The organism is Limnomicrobium aquaticum, from assembly GCF_040545545.1.
Lineage (GTDB): Bacteria > Pseudomonadota > Alphaproteobacteria > Rhizobiales > Rhizobiaceae > Ensifer_A > Ensifer_A aquaticum.
Genome location: NZ_JBEPMB010000001.1, coordinates 1,494,914 through 1,516,999, shown reverse-complemented (window position 1 = coordinate 1,516,999; position 22,086 = coordinate 1,494,914). Strand labels below are relative to the sequence as shown.

Genomic DNA, 22,086 nt, shown 5'->3' with positions numbered 1-22,086 from the left:
TAGTGAGGTAATACCGCATGTTCAAGGGATCAATGCCCGCGCTCGTCACACCCTTCACGCCCGAGGGGAAGATCGACGAAAAAGCCTTTGCTGAACATGTGGACTGGCAGATCAAGGAAGGTTCGAGCGGCCTCGTGCCGGTCGGCACGACCGGTGAGTCTCCGACGCTGTCCCATGCCGAACACAAGCGTGTCGTCGAACTCTGCATCGAGGTTGCGGCCAAGCGCGTGCCGATCATTGCCGGCGCGGGCTCCAACAACACGGTCGAGGCGATCGATCTCGCGCGCCATGCCGAAAAGGCAGGGGCCGATGCCGTGCTCGTCGTCACGCCCTATTACAACAAGCCGACGCAGAAGGGCCTGATCGCGCATTATTCGGCGATTGCCGAGGCGATCACGCTGCCGATCATCATCTACAACATTCCAGGCCGTTCCGTCATCGACATGAGCGTGGACACGATGGCAGCACTCGCCAAGGCCCACAAGAACATCGTCGGCGTCAAGGACGCCACCGGCAAGATCGAGCGCGTCTCCGAACAGCGCATGGCCTGCGGCAAGGATTTCATCCAGTTGTCTGGCGAAGACGCAACGGCGCTCGGCTTCAACGCCCATGGCGGCGTCGGCTGCATTTCGGTCACGGCCAATGTGGCGCCGCGCCTCTGCGCCGAGTTCCAGGCCCTCACGCTGAAGGGCGATTATGCCGCAGCGCTCGAATATCAGGACCGCCTGATGCCGCTTCATAAGGCCATCTTCCTTGAACCGGGCGTCGCAGGCTCTAAATATGCATTGTCGCGTCTCGGCCGCATGGGTGAAACGGTTCGCTCTCCGCTGGTCGGGATCGAGGCATCCACCAAGGCTGCCCTTGATGCGGCGCTGAAACATGCAGGATTGTTGAACTGATGGCACCCAAGGGTAGCGAACGCGTAGTGAAGAAGGTCGTTGCGGAAAACCGCAAGGCCCGCTTCAACTATGAGATTCTCGATACCTATGAAGCCGGCCTCGTGCTGACGGGCACGGAGGTCAAGTCGTTGCGTGACGGCAAGGCCAACATTGCGGAATCCTACGCTTCCGACGAGGACGGGGAAATCTGGCTGATCAATTCCTATCTGCCGGAATATCTGCAGGGCAATCGCTTCAATCACGACACCCGTCGTCGCCGGAAACTGCTTCTGTCAAGGCGCGAGATTCATCGCCTGCGTATTGGCGTCAACCGCGAGGGCATGACGCTCGTGCCGTTGAAAATCTACTTCAACGAGAAGGGCAGGGCCAAGATGGAATTGGCGCTTGCCAAGGGCAAGAAGCTGCACGACAAGCGCGAGACCGAGAAAGAGCGCGACTGGAACCGCCAGAAGGGGCGGCTCCTCAAGGATCGCGGTTGAGCTTCAGGCTTCGCCGATTTGGAACCTGTTTGGCCGCAAAGCAACTCCAGCGAAATTGGAAACCGGTTTCGCATCCGGAATTTCGTAGAGCAAAGAGACGGTTCGATTCAGCGTTTCGATGAAACTCCGAAACGATCTAGAACTGCCTGTAAAACTGCGAATGCACCGGCGCATTTTCATTTTCAAGCGCCTGATCCGCAAGCGCCATCTCAGATTTCATCGCATCGCGGAGCGCGCGCAGGCGCCGGATTTCGGCGGCCTCGATATCGTCCTTGCGGCGGTTGCGCGGCTCGGGGAAATGCCGAGAGGCTTCGCCTGCCAGCAACACGTCCGGGTTTGTGACGACAGTAGAAACGTCGAACTGTTCAACGGTCTGCTTGAGCAGGTCCGGGAGAGGCGTGCGGTGGGATGGCGTGTCTGACATGAGTTAACCGGAACGATCTTGATCGTCGGAGCTTGGCAGATCGACCTTGCGAAACTGCCAAGTCTCAAGGTTAAGCATCCCTTACTTCAGTCTTCCACCTCTTCGGCCACAGGCTCGTGGACGCGCGCCTGACGCTCCGACGGGTCGCGTCCGACCTCTGCCTTCAGCGAATTCAGATCGATGAAGTGATCGGCCTGACGGCGAAGGTCATCGGCAATCATCGGCGGCTGTGTTGCCATGGTGGAGACAACTGAGACCTTGCGGCCGCGGCGCTGCAGCGCTTCGACAAGGGTCGTGAAATCGCCGTCACCCGAGAAAATAACCAGGTGGTCCACCGTTTCGCACTGTTCCATCGCATCGATGGCCAGTTCGATATCCATGTTGCCCTTGATCTTACGGCGACCAAGGGAATCGGTAAACTCCTTCGCCGGCTTGGTGACGACACGGTAGCCGTTGTAATCCAGCCAGTCGATCAGCGGACGGATGGAGGAATATTCCTGGTCCTCGATCAGAGCCGTGTAATAATAGGCGCGCAGCAGATAGCCGCGTTTCTGGAAGGCCTTGAGGAGCTTACGATAATCGACATCGAAACCCAGTGACTTTGACGCCGCATACAAATTCGCGCCATCGATGAAAAGTGCAATTTTTTCTCTGGGGTCGAACATCGATCCATCCCTGCTCTCTACCGTCTTTTTAAGAAACGGCTAATATTATAAACCGAAACCGTCAACAGGCGAGTTCGGTTTCGCACCCTTATTATCTGGTGGTGTGCGGGGCTTCAAGCAACCGCATATCCGTAGATTTACCAATGAATTGCAACCAAATTAGGCTACATTTGATGCAATAACTTGTGTAATACCAAGGATCATTGATTAGAACCCATTTGATGGCATGGAAACGGACATCCGGGTAGGAGAAACCGGAGAGCGATGCAAAAGCATCGGTCGAGGATTTCGACGCCCTCCGGTGGCCGATTTCCATGCCACCCGCCCGCAGGATTGCGATTGCAATCCTGCAAACGGATAAAGCTGCTCGCCAGTGCAATCGCTTTGCTTTCAGCAAAGCGGCCTGGCGAGTGGGGCCGGTCGATTTTGGCTTCCGGACGTTGTCGCAAATCCTCGCCGGACCTTGTGGTCCGACTGCGGTTTTCTCCTAGCCGGAAGTCAAAATCGATCCGGTCAAATGGGTTCTAATCAATGATCCTTGGTATAAGCGCTGAGCCAGGCAAAAAGTTCCATGCTGAGGAAAAACTTGAACTAGCGACGCTTTGGCTGTATCGAGACCGCAATCCCTTAAGGAAACGAATTCACGAAGGACAGGCAATGGCCCGCGTCACAGTAGAAGATTGCATTGATAAAGTCGACAACCGCTTTGAGCTTGTTCTGCTCGCCAGCCATCGCGCTCGCCAGATCTCGCAGGGTGCCGGCATCACGATTGATCGCGACAACGACAAGAACCCGGTCGTGGCGCTGCGCGAAATCGCTGACGAGACGCTTTCTCCGGAAGATCTGAAGGAAGACCTCATCCATTCGCTTCAGAAGCATGTCGAAGTGGATGAGCCCGAGCCCGACGCGGCTTCGCTCGCTGAGGCTGCTGCAACCGGTAGCGTTCTGGAAGAAGACGATCTTCCCGACGCGCTCACCTTTGACCGCATGACGGAAGAAGAACTGCTCGCCGGCATCGAAGGTCTTGTGCCGCCGGAAAAAAGCGACGATTATTGATTTTGCCACATTTTAGTCGCTGACAAGCCTATGACTTCGATGCGACATTTGGATGCGCCGGTCCTTGTCTGGAGCGGCGCATTTGCGATTCCGGGGAGACGGGCTTCATGATGCGACAATACGAGCTTGTTGAGCGGGTTCAGCAATACAAGCCGGATGTCAACGAAGCCCTTCTCAACAAGGCCTATGTCTATGCCATGCAGAAACATGGCATGCAGAAGCGTGCCAGCGGCGATCCCTATTTCTCTCATCCGCTCGAAGTCGCCGCCATCCTCACCGACATGCATCTGGACGAATCGACCATTGCGGTCGCGCTCCTGCATGACACGATCGAGGACACGACGGCGACACGTGCCGAGATCGACGAAATCTTCGGCAAGGATATCGGCCGCCTCGTCGAGGGCCTGACCAAGATCAAGAAGCTGGAACTCGTCTCGCAGAAGGCCAAGCAGGCGGAAAACCTGCGCAAGCTGCTGCTGGCGATATCGGATGACCTGCGCGTTCTTCTCGTCAAGCTCGCCGACCGGCTGCACAATATGCGCACGCTCGACGTCATGCGCGACGAGAAGCGCCGCCGCATTTCCGAAGAGACTATGGAAATTTATGCGCCGCTTGCCGGTCGCATGGGGATGCAGGGCGTTCGCGACGAGCTGGAAGAACTCTCCTTCCGCCATCTCAATCCGGAAGCCTGGGATACGGTCACGAAGCGGCTTGCGGGCCTGTCTGCCAGCAATGAAGGCCTGATCGAGAACATCGAACGGGAACTGATGGAGCTTCTCTCCCAGAACGGCCTGACCAAGGCCGTGGTCAAGGGACGGCAGAAGAAGCCGTACTCTGTCTTTCGCAAGATGCAGTCGAAGTCGCTCTCCTTCGAGCAGCTCTCCGACGTCTACGGCTTTCGCATCCTCGTCGAGGACATTCCCTCCTGCTACCGCGCGCTCGGCATCGTCCACACCCGCTGGCGCGTCGTGCCCGGCCGGTTCAAGGACTATATCTCAACGCCGAAGCAGAACGATTACCGCTCGATCCACACGACCATTGTCGGGCCGTCTCGCCAGCGAATCGAACTGCAGATCCGCACGCTGCGCATGAACGAAATCGCCGAATACGGCATCGCAGCGCATTCCATTTACAAGGACGGCCAGAGCGGGCAGGCCGAGGACACGCTGGCGCGCGAATCGAACGCCTATTCCTGGCTGCGTCAGACCATCGAGGCGCTGTCCGAAGGCGACAACCCGGAAGAATTCCTTGAGCACACCAAGCTCGAACTCTTCCAGGACCAGGTCTTCTGTTTCACCCCCAAGGGCAAGCTCATCGCATTGCCGCGCGGCGCCACGCCCATCGACTTCGCCTATGCCGTTCACACCAATGTCGGCGACACCTGCGTCGGCGCCAAGATCAACGGCCGTATCATGCCTGTGGTGACGCGGCTCGCCAATGGTGATGAAGTCGAGATCATCCGCTCCGGTGTCCAAGTGCCGCCGGCAGCGTGGGAAGAGATCGTCGTGACCGGCAAGGCGCGCTCGGCTATCCGTCGCGCCACGCGGCTCGCCATCCGCAAGCAATATGCCGGCCTGGGCTATCGCATCCTGGAGCGCACCTTCGACCGCGCCGGCAAGGTCTTCTCCCGCGATGTATTGAAGGCCTCGCTCTTCCGCCTCGGCCACAAGGAGGCGGAAGACGCGATTGCCGCCGTCGGGCGAGGGGAGCTGTCGTCGCTCGACGTACTTCGCGCCGTCTACCCGGACTATCAGGACGAGCGCGTCACGGTGAAGCAGAATTCCGATGACGGCTGGTTCGCCATGAACTCCGCCTCCGGCATGATCTTCAAGGTGCCCGGCCAGCAGAAGACGCCATCGGGCGAGCCTATGCCCTTCCGTGGCCTCTCGAACGACATCCAGGTGCATTTCGCCACCGGCGGCGCAGTTCCCGGCGACCGCATTGTCGGCATTCTCGACGGTGAGAAGAGTCTTGCCATCTACCCGATCCAGTCGCCCGGCCTGCAGCAGTTCGAGGACGAGCCTGAGCGCTGGATCGACGTGCGCTGGGATCTCGACCTCGCCAACAAGTCGCGCTTCAACGCCCGCATCATGATCAGCGCCATCAACGAGCCTGGAACGCTGGCCACGATTGCCCAGAATGTCGCCACGACTGACGTGAATATCGCCACGCTCACCATGACGCGTGTTGCAGCCGACTTCACGGAAATGCAGCTCGAACTCGAGGTGTGGGATCTGCGCCAGCTCAACCAGCTGATTACCCAGCTGAAAGAGCTTCAGTGCGTTGCAACAGTGAAGCGATTGTTCGAGTAATCGCCTCCAAGAAATTGAAAATAAAAGGTTAAAATTTCGGCATGCGTCTCGCGCATGGCTGCCAAGGCAAGCTTGCGCTTGTTGATGTTGCGATGCAGCATTATCTTCATGTTCGTAAACAGATGTTGATCAAGAAGGACTTGAAAAGATGTTCGGCTCGCTGAAAAAAGTGGCTCGTGCGCTCCGCATTCCCACGGAGCAGGAGCGTGAAATGGCTTATCTCAATGGCGCGAAGGATCGTTATGATCTCGAGTTTCGCATGCGCCAGATCGATCGTGGCGAATTCCGCCGTGGTCAGTTCTGAGGTCTGAAAAGCCTCGAAGGTCGTCTCCCTTGCGCCGGGTGCGCTTGGGACGTGCCCCCAAATCGGGAAAGATGAAGAAGCAGGGTGCGGGTTCCGCGCCCTTTTTTGTTTCTGCCGTCCAGCGAGATCGCGACGGGCCGCTGCTTGTAACCGAGGCAGATTGTCTTCCCCATTGTGCTGGAAAACGCCAGGTCTTATATCGTTGCCATGAAACACAAGACCGCCGATCTCGCATTTGAGTCGTCCGAAAGCCCGCCGCGCAAGCGAATGAGCTTCGGCCGGGCGATGCGCTACCAGATGCTGAAATTCATGCGCATCCGCGCCACGCCGCAGGCGATCGGCATTGGTGTCGGAACGGGAATCTTCTCGGCCTTTCTGCCACTGGTTGGTGTGCACATGGCGCTCGCGGCGGCACTCGCCTGGATTTTCGGCGGCAACATGATTGCGGCCGTGGCCTGCACCGTGCTGGTTGGCAATCCCTTTACCTATCCCTTCATCTGGGCCGCAACCTGGGAGACCGGGCAGATGATTCTCGGCGCCAAGGCGAAGTCGATGGGCACTATCCACCTCCATGAACTCGTGCACAGGCTGTCGCTCAGCGAGCTTTGGGCGCCGATCCTCAAGCCGCTGCTGATCGGATCTATTCCCCTTGGCCTCGCCGGCGGCCTCATCGGCTATTTCATCATGGTGCAGGCGGTGACCATCTTCCGCGCCAGACGGCAGGCGCGGCTCAACGCACGTTGACGGACATGGCTGGAGGCAGAGACGCATGATCATCGGCATTGGCAGCGATCTCATCGACATCCGCCGCGTCGAAAAGTCCATCGAACGCTTCGGGGACCGTTTCACACATCGCTGCTTCACCGAGGTCGAGCGGGCCAAGTCCGACCGCCGCAAGGAGCGTGCCGCCTCCTATGCCAAACGGTTCGCCGCCAAGGAGGCATGCTCCAAGGCATTGGGTACGGGGCTCGCCCAGGGCGTCTTCTGGCGCGACATGGGCGTCGTCAACCTTCCGAGCGGCAAGCCCACTATGGCGCTCACCAATGGTGCTGCCGAACGGCTCGCGGCCATCACGCCGGCAGGCCATTATGCGGTCGTTCACCTGACCATCACGGACGATTTTCCGTTAGCTCAAGCATTTGTAATCCTGGAAGCCCTTCCTTTGCCGCAATCCTGATGCGACTGAGCCTGCAGAACTTGCGCAAACGCTTGGTTTCAAGACGCTTGCCGCCCGGTTCAGAAGTGGTTAGACAATCCCGACGCGCTGTCACGCAACGTTTAACGTGCGGGACGGCCGCACTGCATCGCCGGAGAAAGGCGCTACAAGGAAATGAGCAACGTGTCTGAGAAAGTCAAACCCGAGAATTCCTTCTGGGAAACGGTCAAGGTCGTCATCCAGGCGCTGATTCTGGCCGGCCTCATCCGCACCGTGCTTGTCCAGCCCTTCACCATTCCGTCTGGCTCCATGATGCCGACCCTGCTCGTGGGCGACTATATCTTCGTCAACAAGTTCGCCTACGGCTATTCGAAATACTCGCTGCCCTTCTCGCCGGATCTGTTCAACGGCCGCATCTTCGGGTCCGATCCGAAGCGCGGCGACATCGTCGTCTTCCGCTTCCCGCCGAACCCCTCAATCGATTACATCAAGCGCTGCGTCGGCCTGCCGGGCGACCGCATCCAGATGAAGAGCGGCGTTCTCTACGTCAACGGTCAGGCCGTGCCGAAGGTGGCCGACGGTTCGTTCAATTCCGATTATGCCAAGGATCCGGGCCAGAACATTCCCGTCTTCCGTGAGACGCTCCCCAATGGCGTGACCTATGACACGCTGGACGAGAGCCCCGATACGCTGGGTGACAACACGCGCGAATTCATCGTCCCGCCGGGCCACTATTTCATGATGGGCGACAACCGCGACAACTCCGCCGACAGCCGCTTCGACGTCGGCTATGTGCCGGCCGAGAACCTCGTGGGCAAGGCGTCGATGATCTTCTTCTCGCTTGGCAATGACACAGCCTTCTCCGAAATCTGGAAGTGGCCCACCAACATGCGCTGGAACCGTCTGTTCAAGGGCGTCGATTGATGACGCTGAGGCCGGAGGAGCGCGCCGCGCTGGAGAAGGTGATCGGGCATGAGTTCCGGGCCAAGGACAGGCTCGAACGCGCCGTGACCCATTCGAGCGCCCGTACATCCAAGGGCACGAACTATGAACGGCTGGAATTCCTCGGCGATCGCGTTCTTGGCCTTTGCGTCGCCGAACTCCTTTTCACGAGCTTCACCGACGCGGATGAGGGCGAGCTTTCCGTCCGTCTCAATCAGCTCGTCTCGGCCGCCACCTGCGCCGAAGTGGCAGACAGTCTTGAACTGCACAAATATATCCGCACCGGCGCCGACGTGAAGAAGGTGACCGGCAGCCGCATGCTGAACGTGCGCGCCGATGTCGTTGAAAGCCTGATTGCCGCGCTCTATCTTGACGGCGGCCTGGAAGTGGCGCGCCGTTTCGTGCTCGCCAACTGGACCGAGCGCGCCACCAAGGCGGGCGCCGCCAAGCGCGACGCCAAGACCGAGCTGCAGGAATGGGCGCATGCCCGCTTCCAGGTCACGCCGGTCTACAAGATCGTCGATCGCTCCGGCCCCGACCATGAACCGCGCTTCACCGTCGTGGTTGAAGTCAAGGGCGTGGCGCCCGAGACCGGCATCGAACGCTCCAAGCGCACGGCCGAACAGGTCGCCGCGACGAAACTTCTGGAACGCGAAGGCGTCTGGAAGTAAGAAGCTTTATATTCTCAAAAACTGGATACTCGTGATGACTGACCTTGAGGCGGGCCAACCCGCTGAAACCCATTCCGGCTTCGTGGCGCTGATCGGCGCGACCAATGCGGGGAAGTCGACGCTGGTCAACCGCCTCGTCGGTGCCAAGGTGTCGATCGTCAGCCATAAGGTGCAGACGACGCGCGCCATCGTGCGCGGCATCGCCATTCATGACAATGCCCAGATCGTCTTCATGGACACGCCCGGCATCTTCAAACCGCGCCGCCGGCTCGACCGTGCCATGGTCACGACCGCCTGGGGCGGGGCGAAGGACGCCGACTATATCCTGCTGATCGTGGACAGCGAACGCGGTCTCAAGGGCGATGTCGAGACCATTCTGGAAGGCCTCAAGGAGGTCAAGCAGCCGAAGCTGCTGGCGCTCAACAAGATCGACCGCGTCAAACACGAAGACCTGTTGAAGCTTGCCGCCGACGCCAACGAGAAGATCGCCTTCGAGCGAACCTTCATGATCTCGGCCACGACCGGCTCAGGCTGCGACGACCTGCTCGACTATCTCGCCAAGGAACTGCCGGCGGGTCCATGGTATTATCCGGAAGACCAGATATCGGATCTCCCGATGCGCCAGCTCGCCGCCGAAATCACCCGCGAGAAACTGTTCCTGCGCCTCCATCAGGAACTTCCCTATTCCTCGCATGTCGAGACCGAAAAGTGGGAAGAGCGCAAGGACGGTTCGGTGCGCATCGAACAGGTCATCTATGTCGAGCGCGACAGCCAGAAGAAGATCACGCTGGGCAAGGGCGGTGAGGCCATCAAGTCCATCTCGACCGCCGCCCGCAAGGAAATCTCCGCCATCCTGGAACAGCCGGTGCATCTTTTCCTGTTCGTCAAGGTCCGCGAGAACTGGTCGGACGACCCGGAACGCTATCGCGAGATGGGGCTGGATTTTTCGAAGTAGGAACTACGGGGCTTCACGCCCCGTGACACGCCTTGAACTTCTTCCCCGAGCCGCAGGGACAGGGATCGTTTCGGCCGACCCGTCCCGGCTTACCCCTGTCTTCCCGATCCCAATAGAACCAGCGCCCGTCGATTTTCCGGAAGATCGAGACCTCGCTGGCGGCGGCTTCTTGCCCATTCTGGCGCACACGGAAGGTGAAGCCCACCTTGCCGATCTCGTCGCCCTCAAGCCCCGCTTCGCGGCCGGTGATGGTCAGTCCCAGCCACTCCGTATCCGCGCCTGAACGTTCCGCCTCTCGGCGATCGAACGCCTTGGCGGCTGGCCCGGCGCAGGTTTCTTCGATGTAGGCGAACTTCCGTGTCGCATAGGCCGTATAGCGCGAGCGCATCAGCGCCTCTGCTGTCGGTGCAGGCTTGCCGGCAAGGATGGGGCCGCAGCAGGCGAGGATGAGTTTGCCGGAACCGCACGGGCAGGGTTGCATCGGAATGGCCTTTCTGAAGAGCAGGCCACTCTCATAGATCAGGAGATCGGCCTCTCCAAGTCCGCCGCCTCAGTTCATCAGAAAAGCCAGCCGCGCATCGGTGCGCGCCGGGGTGATCTCCAGAATTTCGACGCTGACGACGCCTTCGGCCACGAACGGGTCTTCTTCCAGGCGCGCCTCCAGCGCCGCGCGCTCGACCCCATCGGCAACCACCGCGCCGCCCAGCCCCGGCTGCAGGCTGCCGACGGTCAGGAATACCCCGTCTTCAAAGCCGCGTCTGATCCAGTCGTTATGCGCCTGCATGAGGCTGGCTGCTGCGGCGCGGTTCTCCGCGAATTTCAGCGTGACAACGAACATCAATGAACTCCGTTTTCAGGGATGGAAAGCGTATCGAGCCAGTCGCGCATGCGGTCGGCTTCGTCTCGAATATAGATCTCGTCGCGAAAAGCAGTGGCGAGCGCCGCCACGCCCTGGCTCATCGCCAACAAGTGCATGGCGTGGCAGTCGGCATCCTGCGTCAAGCCAAGCGCGGTGAACTGCCCGGCCAGCCATTCTCGGAAGAGCGTAAAGAGCTTCGCCGCGTCGGCCTTCGCGGCGTGGTCAAGCTTGGACAACTCTGCGCAGAGCGTGCCGACGGGGCAGCCATGGGCCATGATGTCCGTTCGGTTGCGGATGAGGATTTCGATGAAGCTGACAATCCGCGCCTTGGGATCCGCGCCATCTTTTTCCCAGGCATCAAGCATCGCCCTGGTCTTGTCGAGGCGGCGCTGAATCACCGCGTCGAGAATCTCGTCCTTCGTCTTGAAATGATAATAGAAATTGCCCCGCGAGATGGAAACGGCTTCCGCAATATCTGCAAAGGACGTCGCATCGAAGCCGCGCCGGTAAAAGAGATCGTCGGCGGCTGCAACGATGTGGTCATGGGTGGATGGTTGAGGCATGAAGGCGGTTTCCGGAAGGGCCTTTAAATTAGGACAAATGACCTAATTCAACAATTAGGGCAATTGTCCTAAATCGTCAAGCGGGCCACGTCAGAGGGGCGCTGGCTGCTTGACTCGCCGCCGCCAACGCGAGACGATTCTACGCAAGACGGAGGACAGGGCATGGCGACCGACAAGGACTTCGAACGCATCGCACTGTCGTTGCCCGGAACCGAAGCGCGGCCGCATGTGGATCGGACGGCCTACCGGGTCCGCCGCATCTACGCCACGCTGGCGCCAGATCGACAGTCCGCGAACCTCATGTATGGCCCAAGCGACCAGAAGCGCTTTTGCGCGGCGCGGCCGGATGCATTCTTTCCTTTGCCGAACAAGTGGGGAGAGAAGGGCGCGACGACAATCATTCTGAGCGCCGTTTCAGAGGACGAGCTGCGCGAAGCGCTCGATCGCGCCTGGGAGCTGCATCAATAGGCGAATTACTTGATTATCGGATATTCATGCAATCAAATTAAAGGGCGACGGCGGCACTCCTCTGCCGCCGTCGCTGGGTCGTCCAGGGGCATCAGTGTACGACGCCGACGACCACATAGGTCTGCGGATCCACGATGACGCGTTCCTTGTTCACGATCGCATAGGAATATGCCGGGCTCTCCGGAACCGGGGACAGGACGACTTCGCGGGGCAGTCTCGTGCCGACGCGGACCTCGTCGCGGATGATCACCGGCTCGGCCGTCGGAACGGGACGGTCGCGCACATAGGTGACAACTTCGCGCGGCGGCGGGTTGAGCGCCGTGCCCGCAATCGCGCCCACGACGCCGCCGACGGCTGCGCCCACCGGTCCGCCGACCACTGCGCCAGTCACAGCACCACCGGCCGCGCCGGTCACCGTGCCGTCATTGGCCAGAACAGGCGTGGCTGCAAGAGGAGCCACGATCGTACAAAGGATCAACAGGGACTTTTTCATCGGTCTATCCTTTCGGGTTGTTTCCGATACGGCTAATGAACGTCCCCCACAGGCTCTTGTTCCGCATTTTGTTGATGCTCGCCTGTGAATAGGGGCAATTCGGATTGGCTTTTCGGCGCCCCCATCCCTAAATCGTGCCTCGTATACGCCCATGCCCGCATGCCTCTAGGAGACCTTCATGTCGCAAGCCGAAGCTCAGGTTGCTGCCCGTATTTCCCTTGTCATTGCCGCCGAGATCAACGCCCGGCCGGACCAGGTGAAGGCCGCTGTCGGCCTGCTGGACGAGGGTGCAACGGTCCCCTTCATCGCCCGCTACCGCAAGGAAGTGACCGGCGGGCTCGACGACACCCAGCTTCGAACGCTCGCCGAACGGCTCACCTATCTGCGCGAGATGGAAGCCCGCCGCGCGGCGATTGCCGATTCGATCACGTCGCAGGGCAAGATGACCGATGCGCTCGCCACATCTCTCGCCAAGGCGATGACGAAGGCCGAGCTTGAGGACATCTATCTCCCCTATAAGCCCAAGCGCCGCACCAAGGCCGAGATCGCCCGCGAACGCGGCCTGCAGCCGCTCGCCGACGCCATCTGGGCGGACCGCCGTGCAGATCCGCAGGCGCTTGCAGCCAGCTACATCAAGGACGATGTGCCGGATGTGAAGGCAGCGCTCGAAGGTGCGCGCGATATCGTCGCGGAAACGATGAGCGAGAATGCAGCGCTTGTCGGCCGGCTCCGCAATCACATGAGAGAAAAGTCCTTCCTCCGCGCCCGTGTCGTCACCGGCAAGGAAGAGGCGGGCGCCAAGTTCTCCGACTATTTCACCCACGATGAGCGCTGGGCCAATGTTCCGTCGCACCGTGCACTGGCCATGCTGCGCGGCTGGAACGAGGAAGTGCTGACACTCTCCATCGATGTTGATGCTGACGACACATCGCCCGTGAAGCCCGCCCACCGGATGATCGCCGCCGAGTTCGGCATCGGGTCTGGGGGTCCGGCTGATCAATGGCTGATGGAGGTCGCGGGCTGGTGCTGGCGCGTCAAGCTCTCCTCGTCGCTTTCGCTCGACCTGATGCGCGACTTGCGCGAACGCGCCGAAGAAGAGGCGATCCGCGTCTTCGCCCGCAATCTGAAGGACCTGCTGCTCGCAGCCCCCGCCGGCGGCAAGGCCACGCTCGGCCTCGACCCCGGCATCCGCACCGGCGTCAAGGTTGCCGCCGTGGATGCGACCGGCAAGCTCTTGGAGACCGCGACCGTCTATCCCTTCCAGCCGCGCAACGACATATCCGGTGCGATGGCGACGCTGGCCGGTCTCATCCGCAAGCACAAGATCGAGCTGATCGCCATCGGCAACGGTACGGCGAGCCGCGAGACGGAGAAGCTGGCGGCGGAAGTCATCGCCAGCCTGCAGGGCGTGAAGCCGCCGCAGAAGGTTGTCGTGTCCGAAGCCGGTGCATCGGTCTATTCGGCCTCCGAGACCGCGGCGAAGGAATTTCCAGGCCTCGACGTGTCGCTACGTGGTGCCGTCTCCATCGCCCGCCGTCTTCAGGACCCGCTGGCGGAACTGGTGAAGATCGAGCCCAAGTCCATCGGCGTCGGACAGTATCAGCACGATGTCGACCAGTCACGGCTCGCCCGCTCGCTGGACGCCGTGGTGGAAGACGCGGTGAACGCCGTCGGCGTCGATCTCAACACCGCCTCCGTGCCGTTGCTCGCCCGCGTCTCCGGCCTCGGCCCCTCGATTGCCGAAGCCATCGTGGTCCACCGCAATGAGGTCGGCGCGTTCAGAAGCCGCAAGGAATTGCTCAAGGTCTCGCGCCTCGGCCAGCGCACCTTCGAACAATGCGCCGGCTTCCTGCGCATTCCGGGTGGCGACGAGCCGCTGGATGCGTCCTCCGTTCACCCGGAAGCCTATGGCGTCGCCAAGAAGATCGTCGCCGCCTGCGGCCGGGATGTCCGCGCGCTGATGGGCGATAGCGCCGCGCTCCAGAAGCTTGATCCAAAGCTCTTCGTCGACGATCGCTTCGGCCTGCCCACCGTCAAGGACATCCTAGCCGAGCTGGAGAAGCCCGGCCGCGACCCGCGCCCCGAGTTCAAGACCGCCACCTTTGCCGACGGTGTCGAGGAAATGACAGACCTGAAGGTCGGCATGTTGCTGGAAGGCACGGTGACGAATGTCGCTGCCTTCGGGGCATTCGTCGATATCGGGGTCCACCAGGATGGCCTTGTGCACGTCTCGCAACTGGCGGACCGTTTCGTGAAGGACCCCAACGAGGTCGTGAAGGTCGGCGATGTCGTGAAGGTGCGGGTGACGGAAGTGGACGTGAAGCGCAAGCGCATCGGACTGACCATGCGCAAGGATGGAGGCGGCGAGCGCGATGCAAGGCCGACGCAGCGTGACGACCGCATTGCACGCCCCGGCAATCGCCCGATGAGTGCAGGCCCGAAGCCTGATAATGCGGCGCAAGGGCAGGGCGCGCTGGCCGCCAAGCTGGCCGAGGCCATGCGCCGCAAATGAGCCCCAAACAGAAACCGCGTCGCAATCCCCGACACCTTGCGACGCGTGGGCAAGCTCGGATTCAAATGCCGCCGCCTGTTTGTCCCGTGGCGTCTGCGTGCTGAAAAGTCTTTTTGCGCAATCGGTCGAGGTTGTCAGGAAAAGGCGGAAAGCGCGTTTGCAGAAAAGGCAAACGAAAACAAATTTTGCGATCAGTCCCAGCTGAACCCCTTGTTCTGCATGTAGACGTTGCGCGGGTGCTTGCACCAGTCGAGCCCGAAATCGTCGGCGCCGTAGTCGTCCCAGCTCACGCGGAACGGCACCATGCAGGCGCCTTCGTTGCTGAACCAGTCCATATCGATACCTTCGCCCGGACCAACCCGGAGGCCGTTCTTCAGCCAGTTATCGCTCCACTGGCCGTTCTGATAGGTGTAGAAGCCATTGATCGAATAGCCCGTCGCCCGGTTGTGGAGACGGAATGCATAATCGCTGGCATGCGCAATCGACACGGAAGCCGCCAGAGCGGCCGCCGCCAGGAGTACGGCAGACTTCATGTTTCAAGCTCCGTAAGCGGTTTCAGTTGTCCAGACCCCAACCGCGACAGGTCCTGTATCTGCCACAGAAACCGCTGAGTGTGGGCGACCATTTTTGGGACTATGGGCGAAAACGTTCAGGCAGAAACCATTGCCATCGTTTCGGCATAGGCCTCGTCGATGCGCCACAGCTTGTCCGCTTGATAGGCTACGTACTCGGCGAGGAAACCCGGCGACACCCAAAGGGGCGAAGCGCCGCGCCGCCCGAGCCAGCCAACGCTTCCGCTATCTTCTGCCACGGCCATTTTCCGCGACAGATGCGTTTTGGTGACGCGCAGCGCAGCGGCGATTTCGTCCAGCGACGTGAGACCGGTCACGATCCGGTCGTCCTTCGGCGCGAAATCCGAAATCGTCGAGATCATCTTGTCCATCACCAGTCCGCCGTCGTTCATCCAGGTGAACAGCGAGAATGTCCCGTCCGGATTGGTTGAGCGCTTCGACTCGAGGATACGATCGGTGATCCGCGGATGCAATTTTGCGATCAGGCGAGGCGAGTGGGCAAACGTCGCCGACCGGGTTCCGCCATCCAGAGCATCCAGCGTTTTCATATGGATAGACACCCAAATGCCGAGCAGACCGATCGTCTCCTCTGTTAGCTTCAACGGGCGCAACCGTTTGTCCTCGGCTGCGGCGAAGGTGTGGATGAGCCCGTACTTGTCCATCTCCCTGATAAAGTCATGTGCCGTATTCCGGCTGGCCACTCGGTGGCTCTGCACCGCCTGGAGAAATCTCGAGAGGTTCATTGTCCCATCCGGGCTCCGAAACATCATCGATGCGCCCAGCTGAGCCAGAAGATAACGCTGGTGCGTGCCGAATATGCTGGCCCCGCGCGGCGAAACACGACCAAGCGCGAGGAAGGAGCCAGCCTGCTGCCGAAGAACCGGAAGGATATGCGGGTGGGCCGAAATGGTTTGAGTGGTCAGCATCAATGCCAACCTGAGCAGGGTGTAGCGAGAAAAATGCAACTCATAATGATATAGTCGCCTGATAGATGGAGCTGGACATATATATTCTCTGCCTCATCGCAAGCTTTTGATCAAGTGGAGAGAAATTTGTCATTTCCCGCTGGCACACTGTTGAAACTTCGGCCGTCTTCATATTGCATTGCAACATGGGTCGCGAATCCGGGGCGAATGCGGTTTTCAGGGGTAGTGGATGTTTCAATATGATCTCGTCGTTGTCGGCAGCGGGCCCGCCGGCCGTCGCGCCGCCATTCAGGCTGCCAAGCTCGAGAAGAAGGTTCTCGTCATTGAGAAGGGAACCCGCGTCGGCGGCGTCTCGGTCCACACCGGCACGATCCCGTCCAAGACGATGCGCGAGACGGCGCTCAATCTGAGCGGCTGGCGCGAGCGCGGGTTTTATGGCCGCTCCTACCGGGTCAAGCAGGAGATCAGCGCGGACGACCTGCGCCGCCGGCTGCTCATCACGCTCGACCACGAAGTCGATGTGCTGGAACACCAGTTTGCTCGAAACCGCGTCCAGCAGATGCGCGGCAGGGCAAGTTTCGTCGATCGCAATACGCTGGAAATCGTCAAGGAAGACGGTGAGCAGCTGCGTGTGACGACCGCCTCGGTCCTTCTCGCCGTCGGCACGCGCCCTTTCCGCCCGGATTACATTCCCTTTGACCATGACCGCATCATCGACAGCGACGAGATCCTGGAGATCAAGCAGGTTCCCCGCTCCATGATCGTCATCGGTGCCGGCGTTATCGGCGTCGAATATGCGACGATCTTCTCGGCGCTTGACACCAACGTCACGCTGATCGAACCGCGCGATACGATGCTCGATTTCATCGACAAGGAAATCCTGCAGGACTTTACCTATCAGCTCCGCGATCGCAACATGAAGCTCCTGTTCGGCCAGCCGGTCGACAAGATCGAGAAGGATGAAGGTGGCAAGTGTCGTGTGACGCTCAAGACCGGCCGCACGCTGACCGCCGACATGGTCCTCTTCGCCGCCGGCCGCATGGGCGCGACCGATACGCTCAATCTTCCCGCGATCGGAATCGAGCCGGACAGTCGCGGCCGCATCAAGGTCGATCCAGAGACCTTCCAGACTTCCGTTCCCGGCATCTACGCCGCCGGCGACGTCGTCGGCTTCCCCTCGCTCGCCTCGACTTCGATGGAACAGGGTCGCATCGCCGCCCGCCACGCGGTCGGCGCACCCGCCAACGAGCCGCCGCATTTCTTCCCCTATGGCATCTATGCCGTGCCGGAAATCTCCACCTGCGGGCTGACGGAAGAAGAAGTCCAGCAGCGCAACATCCCCTACGAATGCGGCATCGCCCATTTCCGCGAGACCTCCCGCGGCCACATCATGGGCCTCGATACGGGCATGCTGAAGATGATCTTCTCGCTCAAGACCCGCCGCCTGCTCGGCGCCCATATCGTCGGCGAGGGCGCAACGGAGCTGATCCATATCGGCCAGGCCGTGCTGAACCTGAAGGGCACGGTGGAATATTTCGTCGAGAACACGTTCAACTATCCAACCCTCGCCGAAGCCTACAAGATCGCCGGGCTGGACGCCTGGAACCGGATGGGCGAGGCGAAGAAGGACACTGAGGTGGTGCCGCAGCCGGTGGGGTGACTTCCCCCCCGCCGCCCACCCCGCTATAACCGCCCCATGCAATGGACCGACGAAGCCGTTATCCTGGGAACCCGCAAGCATGGAGAGAACTCCGTGATTGCGGAGGTGATGACGCGGGCGCGGGGGCGGCATATGGGGATCGTGCGCTCCGGGCGGTCGAAAGCCATGCAGCCGGTGCTCCAACCGGGTAATCTGGTCGAGGTCACGTGGCGGGCCCGCCTGGAGGAACATCTGGGCGAGTTCAGGCTGGAACCCGTCAGGAGCCGCGCGGCGGCGCTGATGGAAAGTGCGGTTTCGATTTATGGCGTACAGGCGATGGCAGCTCTCTTGCGCCTCCTGCCCGAGCGCGATCCGCATCCGCATCTCTTCGACGCGCTGAACGTCATTCTCGATCACTTCGACGATCCGCTCGACGCCTGCGAACTCTATATCCGTTTCGAACTGGCGGTGCTGAACGATCTCGGCTTCGGCCTTGATCTCGCCGAATGCGCAGCAACCGGCACGCGGACCGATCTGGCCTATGTTTCGCCGAAATCCGGCCGGGCAGTCAGCCGCGCAGCCGGCGAGCCCTATGCCGGGCGCATGCTGCGTCTGCCCGCCTTTCTCGGCGAGGAGAGCCGCAAGGCAGCGAATGCCGACAGTCTTGTCGACGCTTTTGGCCTGACCGCCTACTTCCTCGAACGCCATGTCTACGAACCGCGCGGCCTGAAAATGACCGAGGCCCGTGATGGTCTTCGCGAGGCCGCGCTGAAGGTTCTGCGCCACGCCCAAGAAAAGGAAATTTCCGCATGACCGAGACTGAACGCGCCTTCGCGCCCGTGCCGCTTGCCGAGGCTGCGAAGCTGAGCGGGCTTGAGACCCTGCAGAAGATACTCTCAGGCGAATTTCCGGCTGCACCGATTGCCCGGACACTGAACTTTGCGATGTCTTCTGCCGAAGAGGGCCGCGTCGAATTCCGGGGCGTGCCAACGGCTGATCACCTGAACCCGATGGGGGCCGTGCATGGCGGCTGGACGGCCACGATCCTCGATTCGGCGCTCGGCTGCGTCGTCATGTCCATGCTGAAGCCGGGTGAGGGCTACACGACCGCCGAGTTCAAGGTGAATATCGTGCGCCCCCTGACCGCCGGCATGGGCGAAGTCGTCTGCGAGGCGCGCATTCTCCATCGCGGGCGCACGCTTGCCACGGCGGAGGGCTATCTCCGCGACACGAACGGCAAATTGCTTGCGCATGGGACGGAGACCTGCGCCATCTTTCCAATCGAGAACATGATGCGATAAGAAGAGGGTACGCCACCCGCACCGGCTGGCCGCAACGGGCATGATGTCCGGAGGAATTCGATGTACGAAGTGATTGCCCTGGTTCTTGCCCTGGTTGCTGTCATCCTGCTGAGACGGGCGGAAACCCGCATATCGAAGCTCGAAAACAGGGTGAAGGATCTGGAAGCGCGGCCAATCGGTATCGCTGCGGCGGCGGTCGCAACAGAAGCGCCGGGACTGGTGGAAACGCACGAGACGGCAAGCGCGCCGCCGGTCGTGGATGTCGAACCGACGGAGATGCTGGAGCCCACCGAACCGGTCGAGATGGCCGTGCATGTGTCGAAGGACATGTTGCCGGAACCAGCCGTCTCCGAGCCCTCGCCGCAAAAGCCGCAGCAGAGCCTTGAAAGCATGATTGGCGCGCGCTGGCCCGTTTGGGTCGGTGGCCTGGCGCTGGCGCTCGGCGGCATTTTCATGGTCAAGTATTCGATCGAGCAGGGTCTTGTAAGCCCCGCCGTGCGCCTGACCATGGCCAGCCTTTTCGGTCTCGTACTGCTGGCGCTCGGCGAATGGGTGCGCCGCCGCCAGAGCCCTCTCGATCTCCCTGCGCTCAAGCACGCGCTTGTGCCCGGCGCGCTGACGGCGGCCGGTTCCGTAACACTCTTCGGCGCGATCTATGCGGCCTATGGATTTTACGACTATCTCGGCCCGACGCCCGCCTTCGCACTGCTTGCGATCGTTGCGCTGGTGACTGTCGGACTTTCGCTCCTGCATGGGCAGGCGTTGGCGGGCCTCGGCCTGCTTGCGGCCATGATCACGCCGGCCCTCGTCGGCAGCGACGATCCCAGTGCCTGGGGCCTCTTCACCTATCTGACGATCGCCTGGTTCGCGACCATGGCTGCCGCGCGCATCCGTCGCTGGAATGCCGTACCGGCGCTCGCCAACACCATGATGATGCTCTGGTATCTCGTCTTCATGGCGCATGTGCCGCCCTTCGGCGTATGGGCCATGGTGCTCTCCGTGGCTGCCATGATGGCGGGTCTCGCACTGCTCTGGCCGGCGGGCGATGGCGAGGCGGAGGAGATCGAAGTACCGGTCGAAGTGTCGGACGAAGCCGATGGCACCCAGAAGCCGAGGCCCTCCGCGTTCCGTATCTGGCGCAGCGAAGCGCTGCCGCACGTGCCGCATCGCTGGGTGCGGGTCACGGGCGTGCTGGCCGCGCTCGCTGCCGGTGCCGGGCTCGTGGTGTTCGGCGGCCTCGATGGCATTTCGACCATGGAAATGATCGAGTTCGGCGTGCTCTGCACCGCCATCGCGGCCGTCGGCGCATGGCGCTCCTCCGGCTTCCTCTTTGCGCTTGGCGGTCTTGTCGCGGCGCTCCTCGGCAGCCTCAACGCAGCCACCGGCGATGCCTTCAGCGGGATGGGCCTGCTGGCAAGCGGCGAGATGCCGCCGGTCGCGGTTCTGGGTGACAGCCTCGTCGGTCCGCTGCTCGGTATCGGCCTCGGCTTTGCCGCGCTCGGTGTTCTTGCGCTCCATCGTCACGCCCGCTCCGCGCCCGCCTATGCGGTCCTGTGGTCCTGGCTGATGTTGATCGTGCCGCTGACACTCGCCATGCTGAGTTTCCTCGAATTCGGCAACTTCACGCTTGACCTGAAACATGGCGGCGTCGGCATCGGTTACGCGGTACTTTTCCTCGCGATTGCCCAATGGATCGAAAAGCGCATGGACGCGCCGCGCTGGCGCGATGCCGTCATCGGCGCTCTCGTCACCGGCTCTTATCTGAGCGTCGTGCTTGCGCTTCACGCGCTGGCACATACGGTCGTCACGACCATCCTCGTCGCTGTCGCCGGCTTTGCCTATCTCTACGCCTCGCGCATCAAGCCCTGGCCCGCGCTCACCTGGATGATGGGCCTTGCCGGCGTCGTGGTGCTGGCTCGCATCGCCTGGCAGCCGAGCCTTGTTGGCGACATGACGCTGTCGAAGACGCCGTTCTTCAACCAGCTGCTGCCGGGCTATGGCATTCCGGCAATTCTGGCAGGCCTCGGCGCCTACATGATCAAGGACGGCCCCTCGATCCGCGCTCGCAATTTCCTGCAGGCGCTGGCGAGCTTGCTCGGCCTGATGACGGTGGCGATCCTGACGCGCCATGCGCTGAACGGCGGGTCGCTCGCCGGCAACGAACCGACGCTCAGCGAACAGGCCATCTACACGCTGATCGCGGTGGGCGGCTCCGCCGTGCTGATGACGCTCGACATGAAGAGCCCGTCGCCGGTCTTCCGCTGGGGCTCGATGATCGTCGGCACGATCTCGCTACTCTCTGCGCTCTTCGCGCATCTGATCACGCTGAATCCGTATTTCACCGGCGAACTCACAGGCGAATGGCCCTTCTTCAACCTGTTGCTGCTCGGCTACCTCCTGCCGGCGCTCGGCTATTTCGGATTGGCCTATTATGCGCGCGGCAAGCGCCCCGAGCCCTATGTCTACGGGCTCGCGACAGGCGGCGCCGTCATGGCTTTTGCTTGGGTCACGCTCTCGGTCCGCCGCTTCTGGCAGGGACCGGGGCTGGCTGACTGGAAGGGTTTCGACCAGGCCGAAATGTATACCTATTCCGTCGTCTGGTTGATTCTCGGCGTCGGGCTTCTGGTCGCCGGCTCGCGCTTCCAGGCAAAGAGCCTGCGGCTCGCCTCCGCCGTTCTGGTCTTCGCCTCGGTGCTCAAGGTCTTCCTCATCGACATGTCGAACCTCGAAGGCATCTTCCGCGCGGCCTCCTTCATCGGCCTCGGCGCAGTGCTGATCGGCATCGGGCTTTTCTATCAGAAAGTGCTCAGGACGATCGAGAAGCCGGCGGCAGGAAACGGGTTGTCAGACGAAGCACCGGGCGATACCTCTTCCTGACACCCATCAGGAG

The 22,086-nt window shown here is 61.2% G+C and carries 24 protein-coding genes; 16 read left to right on the top strand and 8 right to left on the bottom strand.

The features are described from left to right. The first annotated feature begins 17 nt into the window (after positions 1–17). Positions 18–899, top strand: coding sequence for a 4-hydroxy-tetrahydrodipicolinate synthase (gene dapA, locus ABID16_RS07610; protein WP_354555685.1), 882 nt, complete (start codon positions 18–20; stop codon positions 897–899). Next, positions 899–1,378: an SsrA-binding protein SmpB gene (gene smpB, locus ABID16_RS07605; RefSeq protein WP_354555684.1), complete on the top strand. Its 480-nt coding sequence runs from the start codon at positions 899–901 to the stop codon at positions 1,376–1,378. Before dapA ends, smpB begins: the two co-directional genes overlap by 1 nt. A 136-nt stretch (positions 1,379–1,514) precedes the next feature. Here the strand turns inward: smpB and ABID16_RS07600 are convergent, their stop codons facing one another. Continuing rightward, positions 1,515–1,802 (bottom strand): hypothetical protein, encoded by a 288-nt coding sequence (locus ABID16_RS07600; protein WP_354555683.1) that lies wholly within the window; start codon positions 1,800–1,802, stop codon positions 1,515–1,517. 86 nt (positions 1,803–1,888) lie between these two features. Further along, the gene (locus tag ABID16_RS07595) at positions 1,889–2,467 is read right to left on the bottom strand and encodes a LabA-like NYN domain-containing protein (RefSeq protein ID WP_354555682.1); all 579 of its coding nucleotides are present in this window, start codon (positions 2,465–2,467) and stop codon (positions 1,889–1,891) included. Positions 2,468–3,124: 657 nt separating this feature from the next. Here ABID16_RS07595 and rpoZ point away from each other — a divergent pair. The 8 genes from rpoZ to era all read left to right on the top strand — a co-directional run bounded on the left by rpoZ (position 3,125) and on the right by era (position 9,863). Continuing rightward, the gene (gene rpoZ, locus ABID16_RS07590; protein ID WP_112694152.1) at positions 3,125–3,523 is read left to right on the top strand and encodes a DNA-directed RNA polymerase subunit omega; all 399 of its coding nucleotides are present in this window, start codon (positions 3,125–3,127) and stop codon (positions 3,521–3,523) included. A 107-nt stretch (positions 3,524–3,630) separates the two neighbouring features. Next, positions 3,631–5,835 (top strand): RelA/SpoT family protein, encoded by a 2,205-nt coding sequence (locus ABID16_RS07585; protein WP_354555681.1) that lies wholly within the window; start codon positions 3,631–3,633, stop codon positions 5,833–5,835. Positions 5,836–5,983: 148 nt separating this feature from the next. After that, positions 5,984–6,139, top strand: coding sequence for a DUF3563 family protein (locus ABID16_RS07580; protein ID WP_112626795.1), 156 nt, complete (start codon positions 5,984–5,986; stop codon positions 6,137–6,139). A 207-nt stretch (positions 6,140–6,346) separates the two neighbouring features. After that, on the top strand, positions 6,347–6,883 hold the full coding sequence (locus tag ABID16_RS07575; protein ID WP_354555680.1) for a DUF2062 domain-containing protein: 537 nt from the start codon (positions 6,347–6,349) through the stop codon (positions 6,881–6,883). A 25-nt stretch (positions 6,884–6,908) separates the two neighbouring features. Continuing rightward, positions 6,909–7,316, top strand: coding sequence for a holo-ACP synthase (gene acpS, locus ABID16_RS07570; RefSeq protein ID WP_354555679.1), 408 nt, complete (start codon positions 6,909–6,911; stop codon positions 7,314–7,316). Between the two features lie 162 nt (positions 7,317–7,478). Next, the gene (gene lepB, locus ABID16_RS07565) at positions 7,479–8,219 is read left to right on the top strand and encodes a signal peptidase I (RefSeq protein ID WP_354555678.1); all 741 of its coding nucleotides are present in this window, start codon (positions 7,479–7,481) and stop codon (positions 8,217–8,219) included. Continuing rightward, complete coding sequence (rnc, locus tag ABID16_RS07560) at positions 8,219–8,908, top strand: ribonuclease III (RefSeq protein ID WP_354555677.1); 690 nt, start codon at positions 8,219–8,221, stop codon at positions 8,906–8,908. Before lepB ends, rnc begins: the two co-directional genes overlap by 1 nt. Positions 8,909–8,942: 34 nt before the next feature. Continuing rightward, entirely contained in the window at positions 8,943–9,863 is a 921-nt protein-coding gene (gene era, locus ABID16_RS07555) for a GTPase Era (protein ID WP_354555676.1), read from the top strand. A gap of 13 nt (positions 9,864–9,876) precedes the next feature. Here the strand turns inward: era and ABID16_RS07550 are convergent, their stop codons facing one another. From ABID16_RS07550 to ABID16_RS07540, 3 genes are all read right to left on the bottom strand, one after another. Beyond that, positions 9,877–10,344, bottom strand: coding sequence for a YchJ family protein (locus ABID16_RS07550; protein WP_354555675.1), 468 nt, complete (start codon positions 10,342–10,344; stop codon positions 9,877–9,879). A gap of 69 nt (positions 10,345–10,413) precedes the next feature. Further along, positions 10,414–10,701 carry a YciI family protein gene (locus tag ABID16_RS07545; RefSeq protein WP_354555674.1) on the bottom strand — a complete coding sequence of 96 codons (288 nt, stop codon included), beginning with the start codon at positions 10,699–10,701 and terminating at the stop codon, positions 10,414–10,416. Then, positions 10,701–11,285, bottom strand: a complete 585-nt coding sequence (locus tag ABID16_RS07540) for a TetR/AcrR family transcriptional regulator (RefSeq protein WP_354555673.1) — start codon at positions 11,283–11,285, stop codon at positions 10,701–10,703. The genes ABID16_RS07545 and ABID16_RS07540 overlap by 1 nt, the downstream gene beginning before the upstream one ends. Positions 11,286–11,447: 162 nt before the next feature. Here ABID16_RS07540 and ABID16_RS07535 point away from each other — a divergent pair, with 162 nt between their 5' ends. Then, on the top strand, positions 11,448–11,753 hold the full coding sequence (locus ABID16_RS07535) for an MmcQ/YjbR family DNA-binding protein (protein ID WP_354555672.1): 306 nt from the start codon (positions 11,448–11,450) through the stop codon (positions 11,751–11,753). A 91-nt stretch (positions 11,754–11,844) separates the two neighbouring features. On the opposite strand, the gene ABID16_RS07530 is transcribed toward ABID16_RS07535, so the two are convergent. Then, positions 11,845–12,246, bottom strand: a complete 402-nt coding sequence (locus ABID16_RS07530) for a DUF1236 domain-containing protein (RefSeq protein ID WP_354555671.1) — start codon at positions 12,244–12,246, stop codon at positions 11,845–11,847. Positions 12,247–12,424: 178 nt separating this feature from the next. Between ABID16_RS07530 and ABID16_RS07525 the strand changes: the two genes are divergently transcribed. Further along, positions 12,425–14,758 carry a Tex family protein gene (locus ABID16_RS07525; protein WP_354555670.1) on the top strand — a complete coding sequence of 778 codons (2,334 nt, stop codon included), beginning with the start codon at positions 12,425–12,427 and terminating at the stop codon, positions 14,756–14,758. A 191-nt stretch (positions 14,759–14,949) separates the two neighbouring features. Here ABID16_RS07525 and ABID16_RS07520 read toward each other — a convergent pair whose 3' ends face one another. Next, positions 14,950–15,291 (bottom strand): hypothetical protein, encoded by a 342-nt coding sequence (locus ABID16_RS07520; RefSeq protein ID WP_354555669.1) that lies wholly within the window; start codon positions 15,289–15,291, stop codon positions 14,950–14,952. Positions 15,292–15,407: 116 nt separating this feature from the next. Beyond that, positions 15,408–16,256, bottom strand: a complete 849-nt coding sequence (locus ABID16_RS07515) for a hypothetical protein (RefSeq protein WP_354555668.1) — start codon at positions 16,254–16,256, stop codon at positions 15,408–15,410. A gap of 229 nt (positions 16,257–16,485) precedes the next feature. Here ABID16_RS07515 and sthA point away from each other — a divergent pair, with 229 nt between their 5' ends. From sthA to ABID16_RS07495, 4 genes are read left to right on the top strand one after another with little or no spacing between them, the layout of a single operon-like run. Beyond that, positions 16,486–17,916, top strand: a complete 1,431-nt coding sequence (gene sthA / locus ABID16_RS07510; protein ID WP_354555667.1) for a Si-specific NAD(P)(+) transhydrogenase — start codon at positions 16,486–16,488, stop codon at positions 17,914–17,916. Positions 17,917–17,952: 36 nt separating this feature from the next. Then, positions 17,953–18,708, top strand: coding sequence for a DNA repair protein RecO (gene recO, locus ABID16_RS07505; RefSeq protein WP_354555666.1), 756 nt, complete (start codon positions 17,953–17,955; stop codon positions 18,706–18,708). Beyond that, the gene (locus tag ABID16_RS07500) at positions 18,705–19,196 is read left to right on the top strand and encodes a PaaI family thioesterase (protein ID WP_354555665.1); all 492 of its coding nucleotides are present in this window, start codon (positions 18,705–18,707) and stop codon (positions 19,194–19,196) included. Before recO ends, ABID16_RS07500 begins: the two co-directional genes overlap by 4 nt. A gap of 60 nt (positions 19,197–19,256) precedes the next feature. Continuing rightward, positions 19,257–22,073, top strand: a complete 2,817-nt coding sequence (locus ABID16_RS07495) for a DUF2339 domain-containing protein (protein WP_354555664.1) — start codon at positions 19,257–19,259, stop codon at positions 22,071–22,073. Positions 22,074–22,086: the final 13 nt, after the last annotated feature.